The 16,498-nt window shown below is 70.8% G+C and carries 21 protein-coding genes; 12 read left to right on the top strand and 9 right to left on the bottom strand.

Translation table 11 applies throughout. From position 1 onward, the window contains the following. The first annotated feature begins 6 nt into the window (after nucleotides 1-6). Genes ACFSC0_RS08575 through ACFSC0_RS08565 form a run of 3 tightly spaced genes read left to right on the top strand, consistent with a single transcriptional unit; the run spans nucleotide 7 to nucleotide 1,414 of the window. Nucleotides 7-294 carry a YciI family protein gene (locus tag ACFSC0_RS08575; RefSeq protein WP_377284012.1) on the top strand — a complete coding sequence of 96 codons (288 nt, stop codon included), beginning with the start codon at nucleotides 7-9 and terminating at the stop codon, nucleotides 292-294. Beyond that, on the top strand, nucleotides 291-647 hold the full coding sequence (locus tag ACFSC0_RS08570; RefSeq protein ID WP_377284013.1) for a Rieske (2Fe-2S) protein: 357 nt from the start codon (nucleotides 291-293) through the stop codon (nucleotides 645-647). Before ACFSC0_RS08575 ends, ACFSC0_RS08570 begins: the two co-directional genes overlap by 4 nt. 50 nt (nucleotides 648-697) lie before the next feature. Next, nucleotides 698-1,414, top strand: coding sequence for a class I SAM-dependent methyltransferase (locus ACFSC0_RS08565; RefSeq protein WP_377284014.1), 717 nt, complete (start codon nucleotides 698-700; stop codon nucleotides 1,412-1,414). A 150-nt stretch (nucleotides 1,415-1,564) separates the two neighbouring features. On the opposite strand, the gene ACFSC0_RS08560 is transcribed toward ACFSC0_RS08565, so the two are convergent. From ACFSC0_RS08560 to ACFSC0_RS08550, 3 genes are all read right to left on the bottom strand, one after another. After that, the gene (locus ACFSC0_RS08560) at nucleotides 1,565-2,317 is read right to left on the bottom strand and encodes a creatininase family protein (protein WP_377284015.1); all 753 of its coding nucleotides are present in this window, start codon (nucleotides 2,315-2,317) and stop codon (nucleotides 1,565-1,567) included. Nucleotides 2,318-2,442: 125 nt separating this feature from the next. Next, nucleotides 2,443-2,922, bottom strand: a complete 480-nt coding sequence (locus ACFSC0_RS08555; RefSeq protein ID WP_377284016.1) for a hypothetical protein — start codon at nucleotides 2,920-2,922, stop codon at nucleotides 2,443-2,445. A gap of 2 nt (nucleotides 2,923-2,924) precedes the next feature. Further along, nucleotides 2,925-4,133 carry a class I SAM-dependent methyltransferase gene (locus ACFSC0_RS08550; RefSeq protein WP_377284017.1) on the bottom strand — a complete coding sequence of 403 codons (1,209 nt, stop codon included), beginning with the start codon at nucleotides 4,131-4,133 and terminating at the stop codon, nucleotides 2,925-2,927. 156 nt (nucleotides 4,134-4,289) lie between these two features. On the opposite strand from ACFSC0_RS08550, the gene acs reads away from it, so the two are divergent. After that, on the top strand, nucleotides 4,290-6,230 hold the full coding sequence (acs, locus tag ACFSC0_RS08545; protein WP_377284018.1) for an acetate--CoA ligase: 1,941 nt from the start codon (nucleotides 4,290-4,292) through the stop codon (nucleotides 6,228-6,230). Nucleotides 6,231-6,342: 112 nt separating this feature from the next. On the opposite strand, the gene ACFSC0_RS08540 is transcribed toward acs, so the two are convergent. Further along, nucleotides 6,343-7,767 (bottom strand): NAD-dependent succinate-semialdehyde dehydrogenase, encoded by a 1,425-nt coding sequence (locus tag ACFSC0_RS08540; RefSeq protein WP_377284019.1) that lies wholly within the window; start codon nucleotides 7,765-7,767, stop codon nucleotides 6,343-6,345. Nucleotides 7,768-7,853: 86 nt separating this feature from the next. Between ACFSC0_RS08540 and ACFSC0_RS08535 the strand changes: the two genes are divergently transcribed. From ACFSC0_RS08535 to ACFSC0_RS08525, 3 genes are all read left to right on the top strand, one after another. Continuing rightward, nucleotides 7,854-8,438, top strand: a complete 585-nt coding sequence (locus ACFSC0_RS08535; RefSeq protein ID WP_377284020.1) for an SRPBCC family protein — start codon at nucleotides 7,854-7,856, stop codon at nucleotides 8,436-8,438. After that, nucleotides 8,435-9,412 carry a small ribosomal subunit Rsm22 family protein gene (locus ACFSC0_RS08530; RefSeq protein WP_377284021.1) on the top strand — a complete coding sequence of 326 codons (978 nt, stop codon included), beginning with the start codon at nucleotides 8,435-8,437 and terminating at the stop codon, nucleotides 9,410-9,412. The genes ACFSC0_RS08535 and ACFSC0_RS08530 overlap by 4 nt, the downstream gene beginning before the upstream one ends. 150 nt (nucleotides 9,413-9,562) lie before the next feature. Further along, a complete protein-coding gene (locus ACFSC0_RS08525; protein ID WP_377284022.1) occupies nucleotides 9,563-10,546 on the top strand; it encodes an NADP-dependent oxidoreductase in 984 nt (327 codons plus the stop codon). A gap of 110 nt (nucleotides 10,547-10,656) precedes the next feature. Here the strand turns inward: ACFSC0_RS08525 and ACFSC0_RS08520 are convergent, their stop codons facing one another. Continuing rightward, nucleotides 10,657-11,634 carry a LysR family transcriptional regulator gene (locus ACFSC0_RS08520; protein ID WP_377284023.1) on the bottom strand — a complete coding sequence of 326 codons (978 nt, stop codon included), beginning with the start codon at nucleotides 11,632-11,634 and terminating at the stop codon, nucleotides 10,657-10,659. A gap of 136 nt (nucleotides 11,635-11,770) precedes the next feature. Between ACFSC0_RS08520 and ACFSC0_RS08515 the strand changes: the two genes are divergently transcribed. The 5 genes from ACFSC0_RS08515 to ACFSC0_RS08495 all read left to right on the top strand — a co-directional run bounded on the left by ACFSC0_RS08515 (nucleotide 11,771) and on the right by ACFSC0_RS08495 (nucleotide 14,464). Next, on the top strand, nucleotides 11,771-12,439 hold the full coding sequence (locus ACFSC0_RS08515; RefSeq protein WP_377284024.1) for a glutathione S-transferase family protein: 669 nt from the start codon (nucleotides 11,771-11,773) through the stop codon (nucleotides 12,437-12,439). A gap of 70 nt (nucleotides 12,440-12,509) precedes the next feature. Next, nucleotides 12,510-13,205 carry a hemerythrin domain-containing protein gene (locus tag ACFSC0_RS08510; RefSeq protein WP_377284025.1) on the top strand — a complete coding sequence of 232 codons (696 nt, stop codon included), beginning with the start codon at nucleotides 12,510-12,512 and terminating at the stop codon, nucleotides 13,203-13,205. An 11-nt stretch (nucleotides 13,206-13,216) separates the two neighbouring features. Beyond that, nucleotides 13,217-13,345, top strand: a complete 129-nt coding sequence (locus ACFSC0_RS08505; protein WP_377284026.1) for a hypothetical protein — start codon at nucleotides 13,217-13,219, stop codon at nucleotides 13,343-13,345. Nucleotides 13,346-13,430: 85 nt separating this feature from the next. Continuing rightward, on the top strand, nucleotides 13,431-13,853 hold the full coding sequence (locus tag ACFSC0_RS08500) for an ester cyclase (RefSeq protein WP_377284027.1): 423 nt from the start codon (nucleotides 13,431-13,433) through the stop codon (nucleotides 13,851-13,853). Nucleotides 13,854-13,855: 2 nt separating this feature from the next. Then, on the top strand, nucleotides 13,856-14,464 hold the full coding sequence (locus ACFSC0_RS08495) for a TetR/AcrR family transcriptional regulator (protein ID WP_377284028.1): 609 nt from the start codon (nucleotides 13,856-13,858) through the stop codon (nucleotides 14,462-14,464). On the opposite strand, the gene ACFSC0_RS08490 is transcribed toward ACFSC0_RS08495, so the two are convergent. The 4 genes from ACFSC0_RS08490 to ACFSC0_RS08475 all read right to left on the bottom strand — a co-directional run bounded on the left by ACFSC0_RS08490 (nucleotide 14,461) and on the right by ACFSC0_RS08475 (nucleotide 16,469). Beyond that, the gene (locus tag ACFSC0_RS08490; RefSeq protein ID WP_377284029.1) at nucleotides 14,461-14,811 is read right to left on the bottom strand and encodes a DUF1428 domain-containing protein; all 351 of its coding nucleotides are present in this window, start codon (nucleotides 14,809-14,811) and stop codon (nucleotides 14,461-14,463) included. The genes ACFSC0_RS08495 and ACFSC0_RS08490 overlap by 4 nt on opposite strands. Nucleotides 14,812-14,887: 76 nt before the next feature. Next, nucleotides 14,888-15,340: a response regulator gene (locus tag ACFSC0_RS08485; RefSeq protein WP_377284030.1), complete on the bottom strand. Its 453-nt coding sequence runs from the start codon at nucleotides 15,338-15,340 to the stop codon at nucleotides 14,888-14,890. An 83-nt stretch (nucleotides 15,341-15,423) separates the two neighbouring features. Beyond that, nucleotides 15,424-15,861: a DUF1810 domain-containing protein gene (locus tag ACFSC0_RS08480; protein WP_377284031.1), complete on the bottom strand. Its 438-nt coding sequence runs from the start codon at nucleotides 15,859-15,861 to the stop codon at nucleotides 15,424-15,426. Beyond that, complete coding sequence (locus tag ACFSC0_RS08475; RefSeq protein WP_377284032.1) at nucleotides 15,858-16,469, bottom strand: peptidylprolyl isomerase; 612 nt, start codon at nucleotides 16,467-16,469, stop codon at nucleotides 15,858-15,860. Before ACFSC0_RS08475 ends, ACFSC0_RS08480 begins: the two co-directional genes overlap by 4 nt. Nucleotides 16,470-16,498 lie beyond the last annotated feature (29 nt).

The following is a 16,498-nucleotide window of genomic DNA, read 5'->3' as shown; positions in this document are numbered from 1 at the left end:
ACCCCCATGCCCCTCTTCGTCGCCATCTGCATCGACAAGCCGAATTCGCTCGACCTGCGCATGGCCACCCGCGAGGCCCACTTCGCCTACGTCCGCGGCAAGCCCGGGATGATGAAGCTGGGCGGGCCCTTCCTGGACGAGAAGGGCGAGATGGCCGGCTCGCTGATCATCTTCGAGGCCGAGGACCAGGCCGCCGCCCAGGCCTTCAGCGACGAGGACCCCTACACCAAGGCCGGCCTGTTCGAGCGGGTGGAGGTGCGGCCCTGGAAGGCGACCTTCGGATCGGTGGGGTGAGCGAAAATCCCGCCCGGCCGCCGCCGGGAACGCGCCTGTGCGCCCTGGCCGACCTGCCCGACCCGGGCTCCAAGGGCTTCCGCTTCCGGCACGAGCGCACCCTGTTCGCCGGCTTCCTGATCCGCATCGGCGAGGAGGTGCGCGGCTACGTCGACTCCTGCCCGCACGCCGGCTGGCCGCTGTCGGCCCTGCCCGACCGCTACCTGACGCGCGAGGCCGACGCCATCCTCTGCACCGGCCATGCGGCCCTGTTCCGGCCGCTGGACGGAGTGTGCGTGGCCGGCCCCTGCGCGGGCATGAGCCTCACCCGCTGGCCCATCGCCATCGAAAGCGGCGAGGTTTTCACGGCCTGATAACGGCTCGCCGCTAGGCTCCCCGGCTCATCTGGAGAGGGGACGCCAGAATGGCCGACGCCCTGCGCGCGCTTGCGAACATCAACGGCCGGTTCGCCCCGAGCCTGGCCCAGACCATGCTCGTGCGGCCCAAGGCCGAGGGCGACGGCGCCGCCTTCGCCGAGCACTGCGAGGCCCGCGGCTTCGAGTTCACCACCGCCTGGGCGGACAACAACATCCCCTACGTCGCCCCGCTGCTGCGCGACTTCGCGGCCCAGCGCGGCTCCATCCGCTACCTGGAGATCGGCGCCTACGAGGGGCGGAACCTGGCGCTTATGGACTGGCTGCTGCCGGCCAAGCTGGAGGTCACGGTGATCGACCCCTGGTTCGATCCCGACCTCAATCCGGAAGAGAAGTACCACGCGGTCGAGCCGCGCTTCTTCCGCAACGTCGCCAAGCTGCGCTTCCCGAAGTTCCAGGCGCGCAAGGGCTTCTCCACCTACGAACTGCCGAAGATGCTCGAGGCCGGGGAGCGGTACGACCTGATCTACGTCGACGGCTCGCACACCGCCTGGGCGGTGACCGTCGACCTCGCCTACTGCGCCGCCCTGCTGAGCGTCGGCGGGATGATGGTGCTGGACGACTACTGGCACCAGGAGAGCGAGATCGGCGGCCCCGGCGTGAAGCAGGCCGTCGACCGCTTCCACGGCGTGTTCAAGGACTACTTCGACGTCGCCGCCGTCTACCGGCAGGTGGCGCTGGTCAAGACGGCCGAGATCCCGCGCTGAGCTTAAAGACCTCTCCCCGCAAGGCGGGGAGAGGGTTGGGTGAGGGGCGCGCGGCGAAGCCGCGCCCGGCGCGAAGCGACGGAAACCTGCGCTCGCCGAGAGTCCCCCCTCACCCTACCCTCTCCCCCCGCCGGGCGGGGGGAGAGGTCTTTAGGTTGGCGCGACCTCGGCGCTGAACGCCGCCACGTCCTCGATCAGGCCGCGCGCGGCCTCGGCGACCAGTTCGCCGCCTTTCTCGGGCGTGGCCTGGATCGGGTCGGAGCCCATGCGGCCGTCGGGATACCGGGCGCGGAAGTCCGCGGCCTCGCGGATCGGGCCGGTGGGGGCGATCTGGGGCGCGTACTCAGCGGTCTTGATGTGGTCCGGGTAGGCCCACTGGGTGACGGCGATCTCGGACGGCGTGGCGTGGCTGCCGTGGCCGGTCGGGAACTGGCGGGTGGCCAGGCCCATCACGCCCTTCAGCTCCCACCAGTTCTTCAGCTTCAGCGCAAAGCCGCGCGGGCGGCCGCCGAAGCTCGCCTCGGCGTAGAGCTCGGAGAAGGCCGCCTCGATGGTCGGGACGTTCCCGCCGTGGCCGTTCAGGAAGTAGATCTTCGTGAAGCCGTGCGCCCCCAGCGAGCGGCACCAGTCGCCGATCGCGGCCATGAAGGTCGAGGGCCTAAGGCTGATGGTGCCGGGAAAGCCCAGGTGGTGCTGGGCCATGCCGATGTTGAAGGTCGGCCCCACCAGCAGGTTCGGCTCGGCCTTCTGCGCCTCGTGGGCGATGATCTCGGGGCAGAGCCAGTCGGTGCCGAGGAGGCCCGTCGGCCCGTGCTGCTCGTTGGAGCCGATCGGCACGACGATCGTCTGGCTGGTCTTCAGGTAGGCCTCGATCTCGGGCCAGGTGGAGAGGTGCAGGAGCATGGGTCAGGGATAGCGGCTCACAGAACTTCGCGCGACCTCTTCCTCCCCTGCGAAGCGGGGGAGGGGGACCACCTGCTCTGCGGCGGGTGGGTCCCCCTCTCCCACGAATGGGAGAGGAAAGATCCTTACCCCGTCTCGCCGGGCCTAAGCTCCAGCCGGCTGGTCTGCACGCCGATCAGCTTCCAGCGCTCGCCCTGCTTCTCGAAGGTGAGGGCGCAGCCGGCGTCGGCGCCGGCCGGGCGCAGGCAGGCGCGGGTGTTGTCCTGGACCTCGAGGATCTGGGCGATCTCGGCGGCGGTGGGGGTGGCGGCGGCGGGATCGGGGCGGGCGACGCGGACGGCGTCGGGGCCGATCATCCGGTCGAGGGCCGCATCGCTCGGCCCGCCGATGTCGATGCCCTGCTCGCGGGCGGCCTCGCGGACCTGGACCCTGAGGTCCGCCTTCAGCTTCTCACGGTCGATGCCGGCCTCGAAGGCCTCCGCGTCGCCCTCGTCGGCGGCCACCAGCAGCTGGCGGACGTCCTCCGCGGCCTCGACCTTGGCGTCCTTGCCGCAGGCGCCGAGCGCCAGCGCCACGCCCACAGCCAACGCGATCGTCTTACGCATGCTCACCCCTGCCGAAGCGCTCGACGCGACCACCCTGCATAGGTCATGGCGAATCTGGGCGGGAATTCGGCGTAGGCGCAGCCGAACAGCCCGCTGTCGCTGTCCATCCGCAGGCGGATCATTTCACCCGGCCGGGCCAGCTCGGGCCCCAGCCGGAAGCGCCATCCGATGGGCGTGTTCGCCGCCTTGGGGAAGTGCGTCAGGACGTCCGGCCGCTCGCAATCAGGCGCGACCTCCAGGCGGGTCTCGCCGCCGAGCTGGACCGACAGCCTGGTGAGCCGGCGGCCGGGGGTCCGCTCGAGCGCCCAGCCGGAGAACTCGACGGTCCCGTTGGTCAGGTGGGTGGCGGTCTCGAAGCCGCCCATCGGGGTGCTGGCGACGAAGACGTTCGAGACGTCCTTGCCCGGCGCGCCGACGACGTAGAGGTCCTGGTTCTCGTAGGCGCCCTTGTGGAAGCGCCGCCAGGCCGGCCGGCCGGGCAGCCGCCCGATCGCCTCGCCGACGAAGGCTTCCGAGACGTAGCTCATCCCGTAGATGTCGGCGTCCAGCGAGCCGCTCTCGGAGAAGCGGAAGTAGCGGATGCCGCTGGCGTCCATCGCCTCGCCCTGCGGCAGGAAGCTCTCGTCGTGCACCGAGAAGGCCAGCACCCCGCCGGGGGTCAACAGCCCGTACAGCGCAGCCAGCCAGCGGTGGAAGAGCTCGGCCGGCAGGTGGGAGAAGAGCGAGCCGACGAAGATCAGGTCGTGGCGGTCGGCGTGCTGCAGGTGCGCCGGGTCGGGCGTCGAATAGGTCCCGGCGACGCCGAAGGCCTGCCGCTGCCAGTCCACCGCGTCCTTGTAGATGTCGGCCACGTGGATCTGATCGGGACGCAGCTTCTGCAGCATGATCCGGGTGAGGCGCCCGTACCCCGAGGCGAAGTCGAGGAAGGAGCCCAGCTTCTCGAATCCGCCGAACGCGCCGTCCACGATCTGGCGCACCGTGTCGAAGTGGCGGAGCGTGGCCTCGGTGAACTTGAAGGCGGCGATGGAGGCGTCCTGCTCGTAGTTCGGCAGGATGGCCTTGAAGAACATCTCATCCGCGCGGGGGAGCGGACGGCAGAAGGCGGCCGCGTCCAGGCCGTAGAGCCCGATGTAGTCCTCGATGAAGGCCCGGTAGCGGGGATCGATGTCGTCGAACGACAGGTCCGGCGCACGGGCTTGCTCGACGGCCATGGATGATCCGCTTCAGGCGTGGGGAGACGGCCCTGGAATGGCCGAGCGACTCCTCGCCCGCAAGCCAAAATGCGCCCGCCACGCCCGCCGGTCGGTTGCGCCTGGGCCGCGCGGGGGGATACTGCTCGCAAGACCAAGAACGAGGAGGCCGCCCAGGTGAGCGAAGGCGAGTTGGTGATCCCGGTCCCGCAAGAGTGGGCGTCGCGGGCCAAGATGAACGCCGCCGCCTACGAGGCGGCCGTCCAGCGGGTCGAGGCCGATCCGGAGGGCTACTGGACCGAGCTCGCCCAGCGCCTCGACTGGATCAAGTTCCCCACCAAGATCAAGGATGTGTCCTTCAACCGCGAGGACTTCCACATCCGCTGGTACGAGGACGGGATCCTCAATGTCTCGGTCAACTGCCTTGACCGGCACCTGGCGGAACGCGGCGACCAGACGGCGATCATCTGGGAGAGCGACGACCCGCACATCCACACCTTCATGACCTACCGCGAGCTGCACGCGGAGGTCTGCCGGATGGCCAACGTGCTGAAGGCCAAGGGTGTGAAGAAGGGCGATAGGGTCACCATCTACCTGCCGATGATCCCGCAGGCGGCGGTGGCCATGCTGGCCTGCGCGCGGATCGGGGCGGTGCATTCGGTGGTGTTCGGCGGCTTCTCGCCCGACAGCCTGGCCGGCCGCATCCAGGACTGCGACTCCAAGATCGTCATCACCGCCGACGAGGGCCTGCGCGGCGGCCGCGTGGTGCCGCTGAAGGCCAACGTAGATGAGGCGCTGAAGGAGTGCCCGGGCGTCACCGACGTGATCGTCGTGCGCCGCACCAAGGCCGAGGTGAACATGGTGCCCGGCCGGGACGCCTACTATGGCGACCTGAAGCAGGGGGTCTCGGACCAGTGCGATCCCGAGCCGATGAACGCGGAGGACCCGCTGTTCATCCTCTACACCTCCGGCTCCACCGGCAAACCCAAGGGCGTGCTGCACACCACCGGCGGCTATCTGGTCTGGGCCAGCTGGACCCACGAGGTGGTGTTCGACTACCGGCCCGGCGAGGTCTTCTGGTGCACCGCCGACATCGGCTGGGTCACCGGCCACAGCTATGTGGTCTACGGCCCGCTGGCCAACGCGGCGACCACGGTGATCTTCGAAGGCGTGCCCAACTACCCGACCAACTCCCGCTTCTGGGAGGTGGTGGACACCCACAAGGTGGAGATCTTCTACACCGCCCCCACGGCCATCCGGGCGCTGATGCGCGACGGCGACGAGCCGGTGAAGAAGACTTCGCGCAAGTCGATCCGCCTGCTGGGCACCGTGGGCGAACCGATCAATCCCGAGGCCTGGCTCTGGTACTACAAGGTGGTCGGCGAGGAGCGCTGCCCGATCGTCGACACCTGGTGGCAGACCGAGACGGGCGCCTGCCTGATCTCGCCGCTGCCGGGCTGCACGCCTCTGAAGCCGGGCTCGGCGACCCGGCCGCTGCCGGGGGTGAAGTGCCAGCTGGTCGACGCGGACGGCAAGGTGCTGGACGGGGCGACCAGCGGCAACCTGTGCCTCACCGACTCCTGGCCCGGGCAGATGCGCACCGTCTACGGCGACCACGAGCGGTTCATCTCGACCTACTTCACCACCTATCCCGGCAAGTACTTCACCGGCGACGGGGCCCGGCGCGACGCCGACGGCTACTACTGGATCACCGGCCGGGTGGACGACGTGATCAATGTCTCCGGCCACCGGCTCGGCACGGCTGAGATCGAAAGCGCCCTCGTGGGCCACGAGGCGGTGGCGGAGGCCGCGGTGGTGGGCTTCCCGCACGACATCAAGGGCCAGGGCATCTACGCCTTCGTCACCCTGAAGGCGGACGTCGCGCCCTCTGACATCCTGCAGGCCGACCTGAAGGGCTGGGTCCGCCGCGAGATCGGCCCGTTCGCCGCCCCCGAAGCGGTGCAGTTCGCCGCCGGCCTGCCCAAGACCCGCTCGGGCAAGATCATGCGCCGCATCCTGCGCAAGATCGCCGAGAACGACACGAGCAACCTCGGCGACACCTCGACGCTGGCCGATCCGGCGGTGGTCGACGACCTGGTGCAGAACCGGGTGGGGTGACTCCCACCTTCGTCATCGCCGGGCTCGTCCCGGCGACCCAGCCCGTTGCAGCGGGCCGGCCTCATCAGGATGGGTGGCCGGCATAAAGCCGGCCACGGAATGAAGGGTGGCGCTACTCCGTCCCGCCCGCCGCCTTCGGCAGGTCCTGCACCACCACGCTCTTGATGTTGACGAACTCGCGGATGCCGAAGGCCGACAGCTCGCGGCCGTAGCCGGAGTGCTTCACGCCGCCGAACGGCAGGCGCACGTCGGAGCGGACGTTCTGGTTCACGAACGAGACGCCCGCCTCCAGCTCGTCGGCGGCGATCCGCTCGCCGCGCGAGACGTCGCCGGTCAGCACGCCAGAGCCCAGGCCGAACGGGGAGTCGTTGGCCAGCCGGATGGCCTCGGCCTCGTCGGCGGCCTCGATGATCGCGGCGACTGGGCCGAACACCTCCTCGTCGTAGGCGGCCATGCCCGGGCGCACGCCGGTCAGCACCGTCGCCGGATACCAGGCGCCCGGCCGGTCCGGGACCTGCCCGCCGCACAGCAGGCGCGCGCCGGCCTCGAGGCTGCGGCGGACCTGGTCGTGGATCCCGTCGCGGGCCTCGAGGCTCTGCATCGGCCCGAGCTTGGTCGCCTCGTCCCGCGGATCGCCCATGGCGTACCCGGCCATCTTCCGCGCCAGCGCCTGCTCGAAGGCCTCGCGCACGGACCCAAGCACGATGAACCGCTTGCCGGCGATGCAGCTCTGGCCGCCGTTGACCATGCGGGCTGCGGCGGCGACCTCGGCGGCGGCCTCCGGATCGGCGTCGTCCAGCACCAGGTAGGCGTCGCTGCCGCCGAGCTCGAGGACGCACTTCTTCAGGACCGCTCCGGCCTGGGTCGCGACCTTGCGGCCCGCCTCGACGCTGCCGGTCAGGCTGACGGCGGCGATGGCGGGATCCTCGATCAGCGCCTGCACGCCGGACGATCCGATCAGCACGGTGCGGAAGATGTCGGGCGGGAAGCCCGCGTCGCGGAACACCGCCTCGATGGCCAGCGCGCAGCCGGGCACGTTGCTCGCGTGCTTGAGCACGCCCGTGTTCCCGGCCATCAGCGCCGGCGCGGCGAAGCGGAAGACCTGCCAGAAGGGGAAGTTCCAGGGCATCACCGCCAGCACGGTCCCGAGCGGGCGGAACACGACGGACGCCTTGGGCCCGCCCATCTCCACCGGCTGGGCGGCGAGCATCGCCTGGGCGTGCTCGGCGTAGTGGTCGCAGGCGCCCGCGCACTTGTCGATCTCGGCCCGGCCCTCGGTCAGGGTCTTGCCCATCTCGGCGGTCATCAGGGCGCAGAGCTCCTCGCGCCGCTCGCGCAGGACCTCGCCGGCCCGGCGCAACAGCCGGGCCCGATCGGGGAAGCCTGTCCGCCGCCAGCCGTCGAAGGCGGCGCGCGCCGCGCGGGCGATCCCCAGCGCCTCATCCGGGGTGACGCCGTCGTAGATGCGCCCCGGCGTTCCGGTGGCGGGATCGACCGCCGTGAAGGTGGGCCGCCGAGCGGCGCTTGCATCGTCCATGATCGCCTCCGTCCCTTGCCGAACCGGCCGCGCGCGTCTGCGGTTTCGCACCGGACCGTGCGGCGCGCGAGGGCTATCATGGGGCCATGCGCCTGGCCCTCGCCTGCCTCGCCCTGACGAGCCTCTCCGCCCCGGCCTGGGCCTGGGCGCCCGACGCGGCCGCGGTGAAGCGGCTCGAGAGCGGCCGGCCCTATGTGGACGTGCGGCCCGACCCGTCAGGCTCGGCCGGCGTGATCCGGGCCGCCATCGACATCGCCGCCCCGCGGGAGGTGGTCTGGAGCGTGGTCACCGACTGCGGCCTCGCCCCCAGGATGGTCGCCAGCCTGAGGAGCTGCCGCGTCCTGGAGCGCGACCCGGCCGGCCGCTGGGACGTGCGCGAGCACGTGTCGCGCCCGCGCATCCTGCCGCCGGTTCGCAGCGTCTTCCGTTCGGAGTATCAGCGTCCTGCGCGGATCACCTTCCGCAAGGCCGGAGGCGAACTGCGGATGCTCGAGGGGGAGTGGCGGCTGGAGCCGCTGAACAGGGGTCAGGCGACCCGGGTGCTCTACGAGCAGCGGGCGGCCTTCCCCTATCGCGCCCCGGACGCCCTGATCCGCATGGGCATGCGCCGCGACGTGCCGCAGGCGCTGCTGGCGCTGCGCCGCGAAGCCCTGGCGCGGGCCGGCCGTTGACCCCCGAGCTGCCCCAGGCCCTGCGCGCCGCCATCGAGCGGCGGCTGGAGGGCGTCTCGCGCCGCGACCTCGGCGCGCGGGCGCAGAAGGTCTCGGCCCACTATCGCCAGGGCGGCGCCTCCGCCCGGGTGGTGCAGGGCGAGGCCGACGCCCTGGCCTACGCCCTGACCCGCCTGCCCGCCACCTACGCCGCCGACCTCGCGGTGCTGGCCGAGGCGGCGCGCCTGGCGCCCGGCTTCGCGCCCGGAAGCCTGCTGGACGCCGGCGCCGGCCCGGGCGGCGGCGGCTGGGCCGCGCTGGCGGTCTGGCCGACCATCGCCCACGCGACGCTGGTCGACTCCAGCCGGCCGTTCCTCGCCCTGGCGGCCGAACTGGCGACGGACGGGCCGGCGGCCCTCGCGGGCGCCGAGCGGCTGACGGCGGACCTCGCCCGCGCCCCGGCTCTGCCCACCTCCGACCTCGTGCTGTTGAGCTACGCCCTGGCGGAGCTGCCGGCGGTCGCGCAGGACGGCGTCGTCGACGCCCTCTGGGCTGCGACGGCCGGGCTGCTGGCCATCGTCGAGCCCGGCACGCCGGCCGGGTTCGCGCGCCTGCGCCAGGCCCGCAGCCGGCTGATCGCGGCCGGCGCGCGGATGCTCGCCCCCTGCCCGCACGAGGCCGCCTGCCCGCTGCTGGAGGGCGACTGGTGCCACTTCGTCCAACGCCTGCCCCGCAGCCGCGACCACCGCCTGGCCAAGGCCGCAGACGCCCCCTTCGAGGACGAGAAGTTCGCCTACCTGGTCGTGGCGCGGGAGAGCGTGGAGATCGCCCCGCGCGGCGCCCGCGTCCTCGCCCCGCCCCGCGCCGGCAAGCCGGGGATCGAGCTCAAGCTCTGTACGCCGGAGGGCGCGGTGGAGACCCGCTTCGCCGCCCGGCGCGACAAGCCCGCCTTTGCCATCGCCCGCCGGCTGGACTGGGGCGACGCGCTCGACTGACCCCTCCCTCCCGGCCAGCCCGACCCCAAGCCTCATCTAGATGGGTGGCCGGCATGAAGCCGGCCATGACGGAGATTGGCGGCGGAAGGTGCTTGCCGATCCCCGTTTGGCTGTAGAGGTTGCGCGCAACGAAAGACGAGGGAGCCCCACATGCCCAAGAGCCGCGAAGTCCACCTGATCCAGCGCCCGACCGGCGAGCCCAAGCCCGAGGACTTCGCCCTCATCGAACGCGACGTGCCGGACGCCGCCGACGGCCAGGTGCTGGTGCAGAACCTCCTGATGAGCGTCGACCCGGCCATGCGGCCGAGGCTCACCGCCGGGCAGGCGCTGAACGAGGCGATGGGCGGCGGGGCGCTGGGCCGGGTGGTGCAATCCAAGCACCCGGACTTTTCGGTGGGCGACCTGGTCTCCAACCGGCTGGGCTTTCGCGAGTACTTCGTCTCCGACGAGAAGGGGCTCTCCAAGCTGACGCCTCAGCCGGACCTGCCGCTGACCGTCCACATGCACGCCCTGGGCGGCACCGGCTTCACCGCCTACGGCGGCATCCTGCACATCGGCCAGCTCAAGGAGGGCGAGCAGGTGTTCGTCTCCACCGCGGCCGGGGCGGTGGGCTCGGTGGCGGCCCAGATCGCCAAGATCAAGAACTGCTATGTGGTCGGCTCCACCGGCTCGGACGACAAGGTCGCCTGGCTGAAGGACGAGGTCGGGCTGGACGCGGTGATCAACTACAAGAAGGAGCCGATCCGCAAAGCCGTCGAGGCGGCCACGCCCAAGGGCATCGACGTCTACTTCGACAACGTCGGCGGCGAGCACCTGGAGGCGGCGCTGCGGCGGATGAACACGCTCGGCCGGATCCCGGTCTGCGGCTTCATCTCCGGCTACAACTCCGGCCATTCCACGGTCAGCAACCTCTCCAACATCATCTACAGCCGGGTGATGCTGCGCGGCTTCGTGGCCACCGACTTCCTGCACATGCGGGCAGACTTCGAGCGCGACATGGCGGGATGGCTGCGCGAGGGGAAGATGAAGTACCAGGAGACCGTCCGCGACGGCATCGAGAACGCCGCCGGCGCGCTCATCGGCCTGATGCGCGGCGAAAACACCGGCAAGATGCTGGTCCGCCTGGCGGAGTAGGCGCTGCCGGCAGGGGCGTGGGTGACAGGTAGCGCCGGCCTAACGGCCGCCGCAACCAGTCACCGAGCGGCGCGGTGACTGACTGCCGGAACGGCTACCTGTCACCCTGATCAGGACAGCTCGGGCTGGGGCATGGGGGCCGCGGCGGCGGCCATGGCCTCGGCCTGGGCCTTGCGCACGGCCCGGCCCTTGGCCTCCATGTCGCGCGCCAGCGTGTGCACGTAGGGCGTCACGAAATCGATGAAGGCGCGGATGCGGGGCACGTTGCGCAGCTCGGCGCGGGTGACCAGCCACATGCTGCCCTTCGGCACAGGGTCGGGGATCATGCAGCGGACCATGTCCGGGTCCTGATCGGCCATGATGGTCACCATCGGCCCCAGGCCCAGCCCCGCCTTGATGGCCGACGACAGGCTGGTCATCGTGTTGGCGCGGCAGCTCACCTCGGCGTCGGGCGCCTGCTCGAACATCCACGCCATGCCCGGCATCTGGACCATCAACGGCCCGTCCGGACCGATCAGGGTGTGGTCCTTCAGCTCCTCGGGCCGGGTCGGCCGGCCGCGCGACAGGGCGTACTCGCGGCTGCAGTAGATCCCGAAGACGAACTCGTTGAGCTTGCGCGCGACCAGGGCGTCGGAGTCCGGCAGCCCGGCGCCGGCGCGCAAGGCCACGTCCGCCTCTCCGTCCTCCAGGGAAAGGGTGGCGTCGGTCATCACCAGCTCGATGGTCACCTCCGGGTAGAGGCGGCGGAACTCGGAGAGGGCCGGGATCAAGGCGATGTTGGCGACGGACTCCGAGGCGGTGACGCGGATCGTCCCTGCCAGGCCCCGCTGGTGGGCGGCCGCGCGGCTGGCGAGCGCCTCGGCCGCCTTCTCCACCTTCTCCGCCTCGGCCACCAGGTCCTCGCCGGCCTCGGTCAGGCGCGAGCCGCTCTGGCCCCGCTCGAAGAGCTTCAGCTGAAGGTCCTCCTCCAGCGCCTCGAGGCGCCGGGCGACCGTGGTCTGGTTGATCTTCAGCACCTTGCTGGCCGCCAGCGTGCTGCCGTTCCTGGCCACCGCGAGGAAGACGCGCAGATCGTTCCAGTCGTACATCCCGCCTCCCCGTTCTGCAGCTTTGCAGAACAAGCCTGCAATACCGCTGATTTACGAGCAAGGCCCCGGCACATTAATTCGCCGCCACTTCCGAGCGGCGCGGCCGTTCGCCAAGACGACGAACGGACGGCCTCAGATGAAGCTCTACTGCGACCCGATCTCGACCACCTCCCGGCCGGTGATGCTGTTCATCGCCGAGACCAAGCTGCCGGTGGAACTGGTCCACATCGACCTGATGAATGGCGGCAACCTCGCGCCCGAGTATCTGGCGATCAATCCGAACGGCTGCGTGCCCTTTCTGGTGGACGGCGACTTCGTCCTCGGCGAGTCCTCGGCGATCCTGAAGTACCTGGCCGAGGTCGCAGGCTCGCCGGCCTACCCGGGCGAGCTGAAGGCCCGGGCCCAGGTCAATGCGGCCATGGATTGGTTCTACACCAACTTCCACGAGTACTACTGCCTGATGGCCGTCTACCCGAACTTCGGCATCCCGCACGGGATCGACGAGGTGCTGGCTCAGGGCCTGGTCGCTTACGGCGAAGAGCACGCCCACCGGTGGCTGAAGGTGCTCGACGAGCACATGCTGGGCGCCCGCCCTTTCGTGTGCGGCGATCAGATCACGCTGGCGGACTACGTCGGTTCCGCCTTCGTCACCCTCGGCGAGGCTTCGGCGTTCGACCTCTCCGCCTACCCGAACATCACGGCCTGGGTCGCCCGGATGAAGGCCCGCCCCCACTGGGACGCGGTCTACGCCGGCTTCTACGGCATGGTCAGCGCCATCCGCCTCCAGGCCCGAGTGACCGCGTAAACCTCCCCCCTTTCCTCCCCCAAGAAAAAGACCCGCGCGCCTTCGCAGCGTCGCGGGCGGAGCCTCCCCGATGACCTATTTGTCTCCCCGGCCCCTGGCCACCCACGACTTCTACGGCCCGATCCACAAGGGTCTGCGTTTCGCCATGACCCAGCTCCTCGTGCGTCTCGGCTGCGCCGACACCCGCGACGGCGCGGGCCTGGCCCAGCTGATGGCCGACGTGCGCGCGCTGCTGGACCTCTCGGCCCACCACCTGGAGAACGAGGACCTGCACGTCCACGCCGCCCTGGAGGCGCGCGCCCCGGGGGCGAGCCTTCGGCTGATGCAGGCCCATGACCACCACCGACTCTCCTTCGAGGAGATCGAGGTCCTGACCCGGCAGGTGGACCGCGCCCACCCCGACGACCGGCCGCAGATGCTGCGGCGGCTGTACCTGCGGTTCTCCGAGTTCGTGGCCGACGACCTGGCCCACATGGCCGAGGAGGAGCAGGTGATCCTGCCGGTGCTGCAGAGCCTGTTCACCGACGCCGAACTGCAGCGGATCGAGGACCGGATCATGAGCGGCCTGACGCCGGAGGACATGATCGGCTTCGGCCGCATCCTGATCCCCGCCGCCAACCGCGAGGAGCGGATCGCGCTGCTGTCGGCGGTGCGCGCCAACGCCCCGGCCCCGGCCTTCGAGGCCATCCTCACCCTCTCGGCCAAGCCCACCCTGTCGGACGCCGACTGGTCCCACCTGGCCGCCGGCCTCGGCGTCGCGGCGTGAGGGAGGGTGCGATGAAGTGGCGTCTCCTGGACTGGGCGGTGGCCGCGTTCGTGGCCGTGGCGCTCGCGGCGACCGTGGCGGACACGGTGGGCGAGAGGGGTGAGCACATTGCGGCGGCGCCGGCCGCCGCGACGAGCTAACCCCTCCCTGCGCGACACCGATATTGACATGAGACGCTAGTCTCATTAGAACACCCCCATCGCACTCACGATGGGGGTTACGGACATGGCTATCAGCCCGGCGGACATGGACCGGATGCTGGACGAGCACTTCGGCTACGAGGTGCGCGACGACGTGGAGGGGGTGCTGGCCACCCTCACCGAGGACGTGGAGCACGACATCGTCGGCTCGCCCACCGGCCCGACCCGCGGCCCCGCGGCGGCCCGCGGCTTCTACGAGAACCTGTTCGCGGACCTGGCCGACGGCGAGGTGAAGAGCCTGCGCCGGCTGTACGGCGAGGACTTCATGGTCGACGATTCCGTCTGGCGGGGCCGTGCGCCCGGCCGGCCGTTCGGGCTCGAGGGCCGCGACCGGCCCCTGGAGTTCCGGCTTCTGCACGTCCTGGAGTTCGCCGAGGGCGGCAAGATCAAGCGCGAGAACGTCTGGCTGGACCTGGCCAGCATCATCCGCCAGCTGCCGCAGGACTAGGTATGGACGCCAAGTCCCCGGGGCGGGCGAACCAGCGCCGCCGCACCCGCAAGGACCTCCTGGAGGCCGCGGGCCGCCTGCTCAAGGAGGGCCGCACGCCGAGCCTGGAGGAGGTGGCGGAGGCGGCGCTGGTCTCCCGGGCCACCGCGTACCGGTATTTTCCGAGCATGGAGGCGCTCCTCCGCGAGGCGGCGCTCGACGTGCAGACGCCGGACGCGGCGACGCTGTTCGCCGAGGATCCGAGCACCGATCCCGTCGCCCGCCTCGAGAAGGTCGACGCCATCCTCGACGAGACGCTGCAGGCCAACGAGCCGGCGTTCCGGATGATGCTGGCCCACGCCATGGAACGGGTCGTGCGCGGCGAGGCGGGGCACGGCGCGCCGGTGCGTCAGAACCGGCGTACGCCGCTGATCGAGGCGGCCCTGGAGCCCGCCGGCAGCCAGCTCGACCCCAAGGCCGCCAAGCTGCTGAGAGACGCCCTGGCCATCCTCATCGGCACGGAGTCCATGGTGGTCACCAAGGACGTCCTGCAGCTCTCCGACGCGGAAGCGCTGAAGGTCCGGCGCTGGGCGATCCGGGCGCTGGTCGCCGCCGCCCGGAAGGCGCCCTAGAACTCGATCATCGACTGGAAGCCCCCGAAGATCATCCGCTGGCTGTCGAACGGCGACTCGTCGGGCCCCTTCAGGCGCGGGTCGGCCATGACCTTGGCGTTGATCGCATCGCGCTGCTCGCGGGAGTCGTAGGTGATCCAGGAGAAGACCACGACCTCGTCGTCCCGCGCCTGGACCGCACGCGGGAACGAGGTCAGCTGGCCGTAGGGGACGTCGTCGGCGATGCACTCCACGTACGAGCGGGCGCCGTGCTCTTTCCAGATCTCGCCGGCCGTCCGCGCCATCTCCTTGTAGGCCTCGAGATTGGCCTTCGGCACCGCCAGCACAAACCCGTCCACATAAGGCATCAGAGCCTCCTCTCGCTTCGTACGACCGAAGGACGTTCCGGACGGCGCGAATCCGACAGCCGGCGGACGCGGCGAGTCAAGCCAGGGGCAAGGCGCCCATGCGGCGCTGGAGGGCGGTGAGCTTGGCCGCGGTGCGCAGCCGGCGTTGCTCGGCGATGGAGCTGGCGGTGATCTTGTCGATGACCGCGGCGAGCTTGGCGATCTGCACCGGCTTGGCCAGGAAGGCCTGGAACCCCAGGTCCAGATAGGCGTCCGGGCGGCGGGTCAGCACGTCGGCGGTGACGCAGGCCGCGGGGGTCTCGCGGTTCGGCCCGCGCGCCGCGCGGAACCGGCGCAGAACCTCAAGCCCGCTCATCAGCGGCATATGCAGGTCCAGCAGCACGGCGTCGAAACGCGACCGCGCCAGCAGTTCGAGGGCGACGGGCCCGTCCTCTGCGACAGCGGCCCGATGGCCGAAGGCCGTCAGGGCCTGCTCAAGGACCTGCCGGTTGGCCGGCTCGTCGTCGACGATGAGGATGCGCAGGTCCATCGGGTTCACGGGCGATTACCCGTCTTGTGTCCGCCCGCCGACATTGCCGGAGTATGAAAATCGCTCCCGCCGGGCCGGCGGCGCTACCCATACGGAGGGTCGAGCCGCTGCAGCGTCAGCGGATCGGGCGCACGGTCGAAGAACGCCTCCAGCGCCGCCCGGAACAGCGGCTCGCCGGGCGCGGCCGCCGCGAACAGGGTCACCGATGAGCGGAATTTCAGGTCGTCGGGGGATCCGAAGATCTCCCGCGCCGAGCGCCCCGCATGGGCCATCGCCGCCTCGACGCAGGCCTTGAGCCTTGGCCCCAGCACCGGGTGTGCGAGGTAGGCCCGCGCCTCCTCGATTGACCGGATGGCGTAGAACTGGCTCGTCGCGCTGGAGCCCAGGCCGGCGATCTGGGGGAAGACGAACCAGATCCAGTGGCTCGTCTTGCGCCCGCGCCGCAGCTCGTCGAGGGCGGCCTCGTAGGCGCCCGCCTGGGCCTCGACGAACCGGGCGAGGCGGAACGGGTCCTCGCTCACACCCGCCGCGCGGTCTGGATGCGGACCGGCGCCTTCAGGATCTCGCCCTTCATCGCGCCGGTCCCCTTTTCGGGGTCGACCGGCATGGCCAGGATCTTCTTCACGACGTCCATGCCCTCGACCACCTTGCCGAAGGCGGCGAAGCCCAGGTTGTCGCCGCTCGCCTTGGGATCGGCGTCCAGGTAGCTCTGGTCGCCCACGCAGATGAAGAAGTCCGACTTGGCCGTGCCCGGCGCGAAGCGGCCGAGCGCGATGGTCCCGTCGGTGTGGGAAAGGCCCGTCTTGGTGGTCGGCTCGTGCGCGATGGCGGCGAACTGGGCGACCTCCGGATTGCGGATGCCGCCCTGCAGCAGGCCATAGTCGGCGTCGGTCGCCCCGGGCGGGCGCGAAGCACGGTAGAACTCCGCGCCGTCGTACTTCTTGGCGTCCACATAGCGCAGGAAGTTCGCGACGGTGATCGGCGCCTTGTCCGGGTAGAGCTCCAGGACGATCACCCCTTCGGCGGTGGTCAGCGCCACGCGCACCGGCCCGGCGGCCGGGGTCTGGGCGAAGGCGGGCGATGCGGCCAGGGCGGCGGCGAGGGTGAGGAAACGGCGGCGGGAGGACATGGCCTCAAATCTACAAGCTATCGTGGCCC

This window comes from Phenylobacterium terrae (genome assembly GCF_042681205.1).
Lineage (GTDB): Bacteria > Pseudomonadota > Alphaproteobacteria > Caulobacterales > Caulobacteraceae > Phenylobacterium > Phenylobacterium terrae.
The sequence above is the reverse complement of the archived record's forward strand: the minus strand, read 5'-3'. Positions and strand labels throughout refer to the sequence as shown.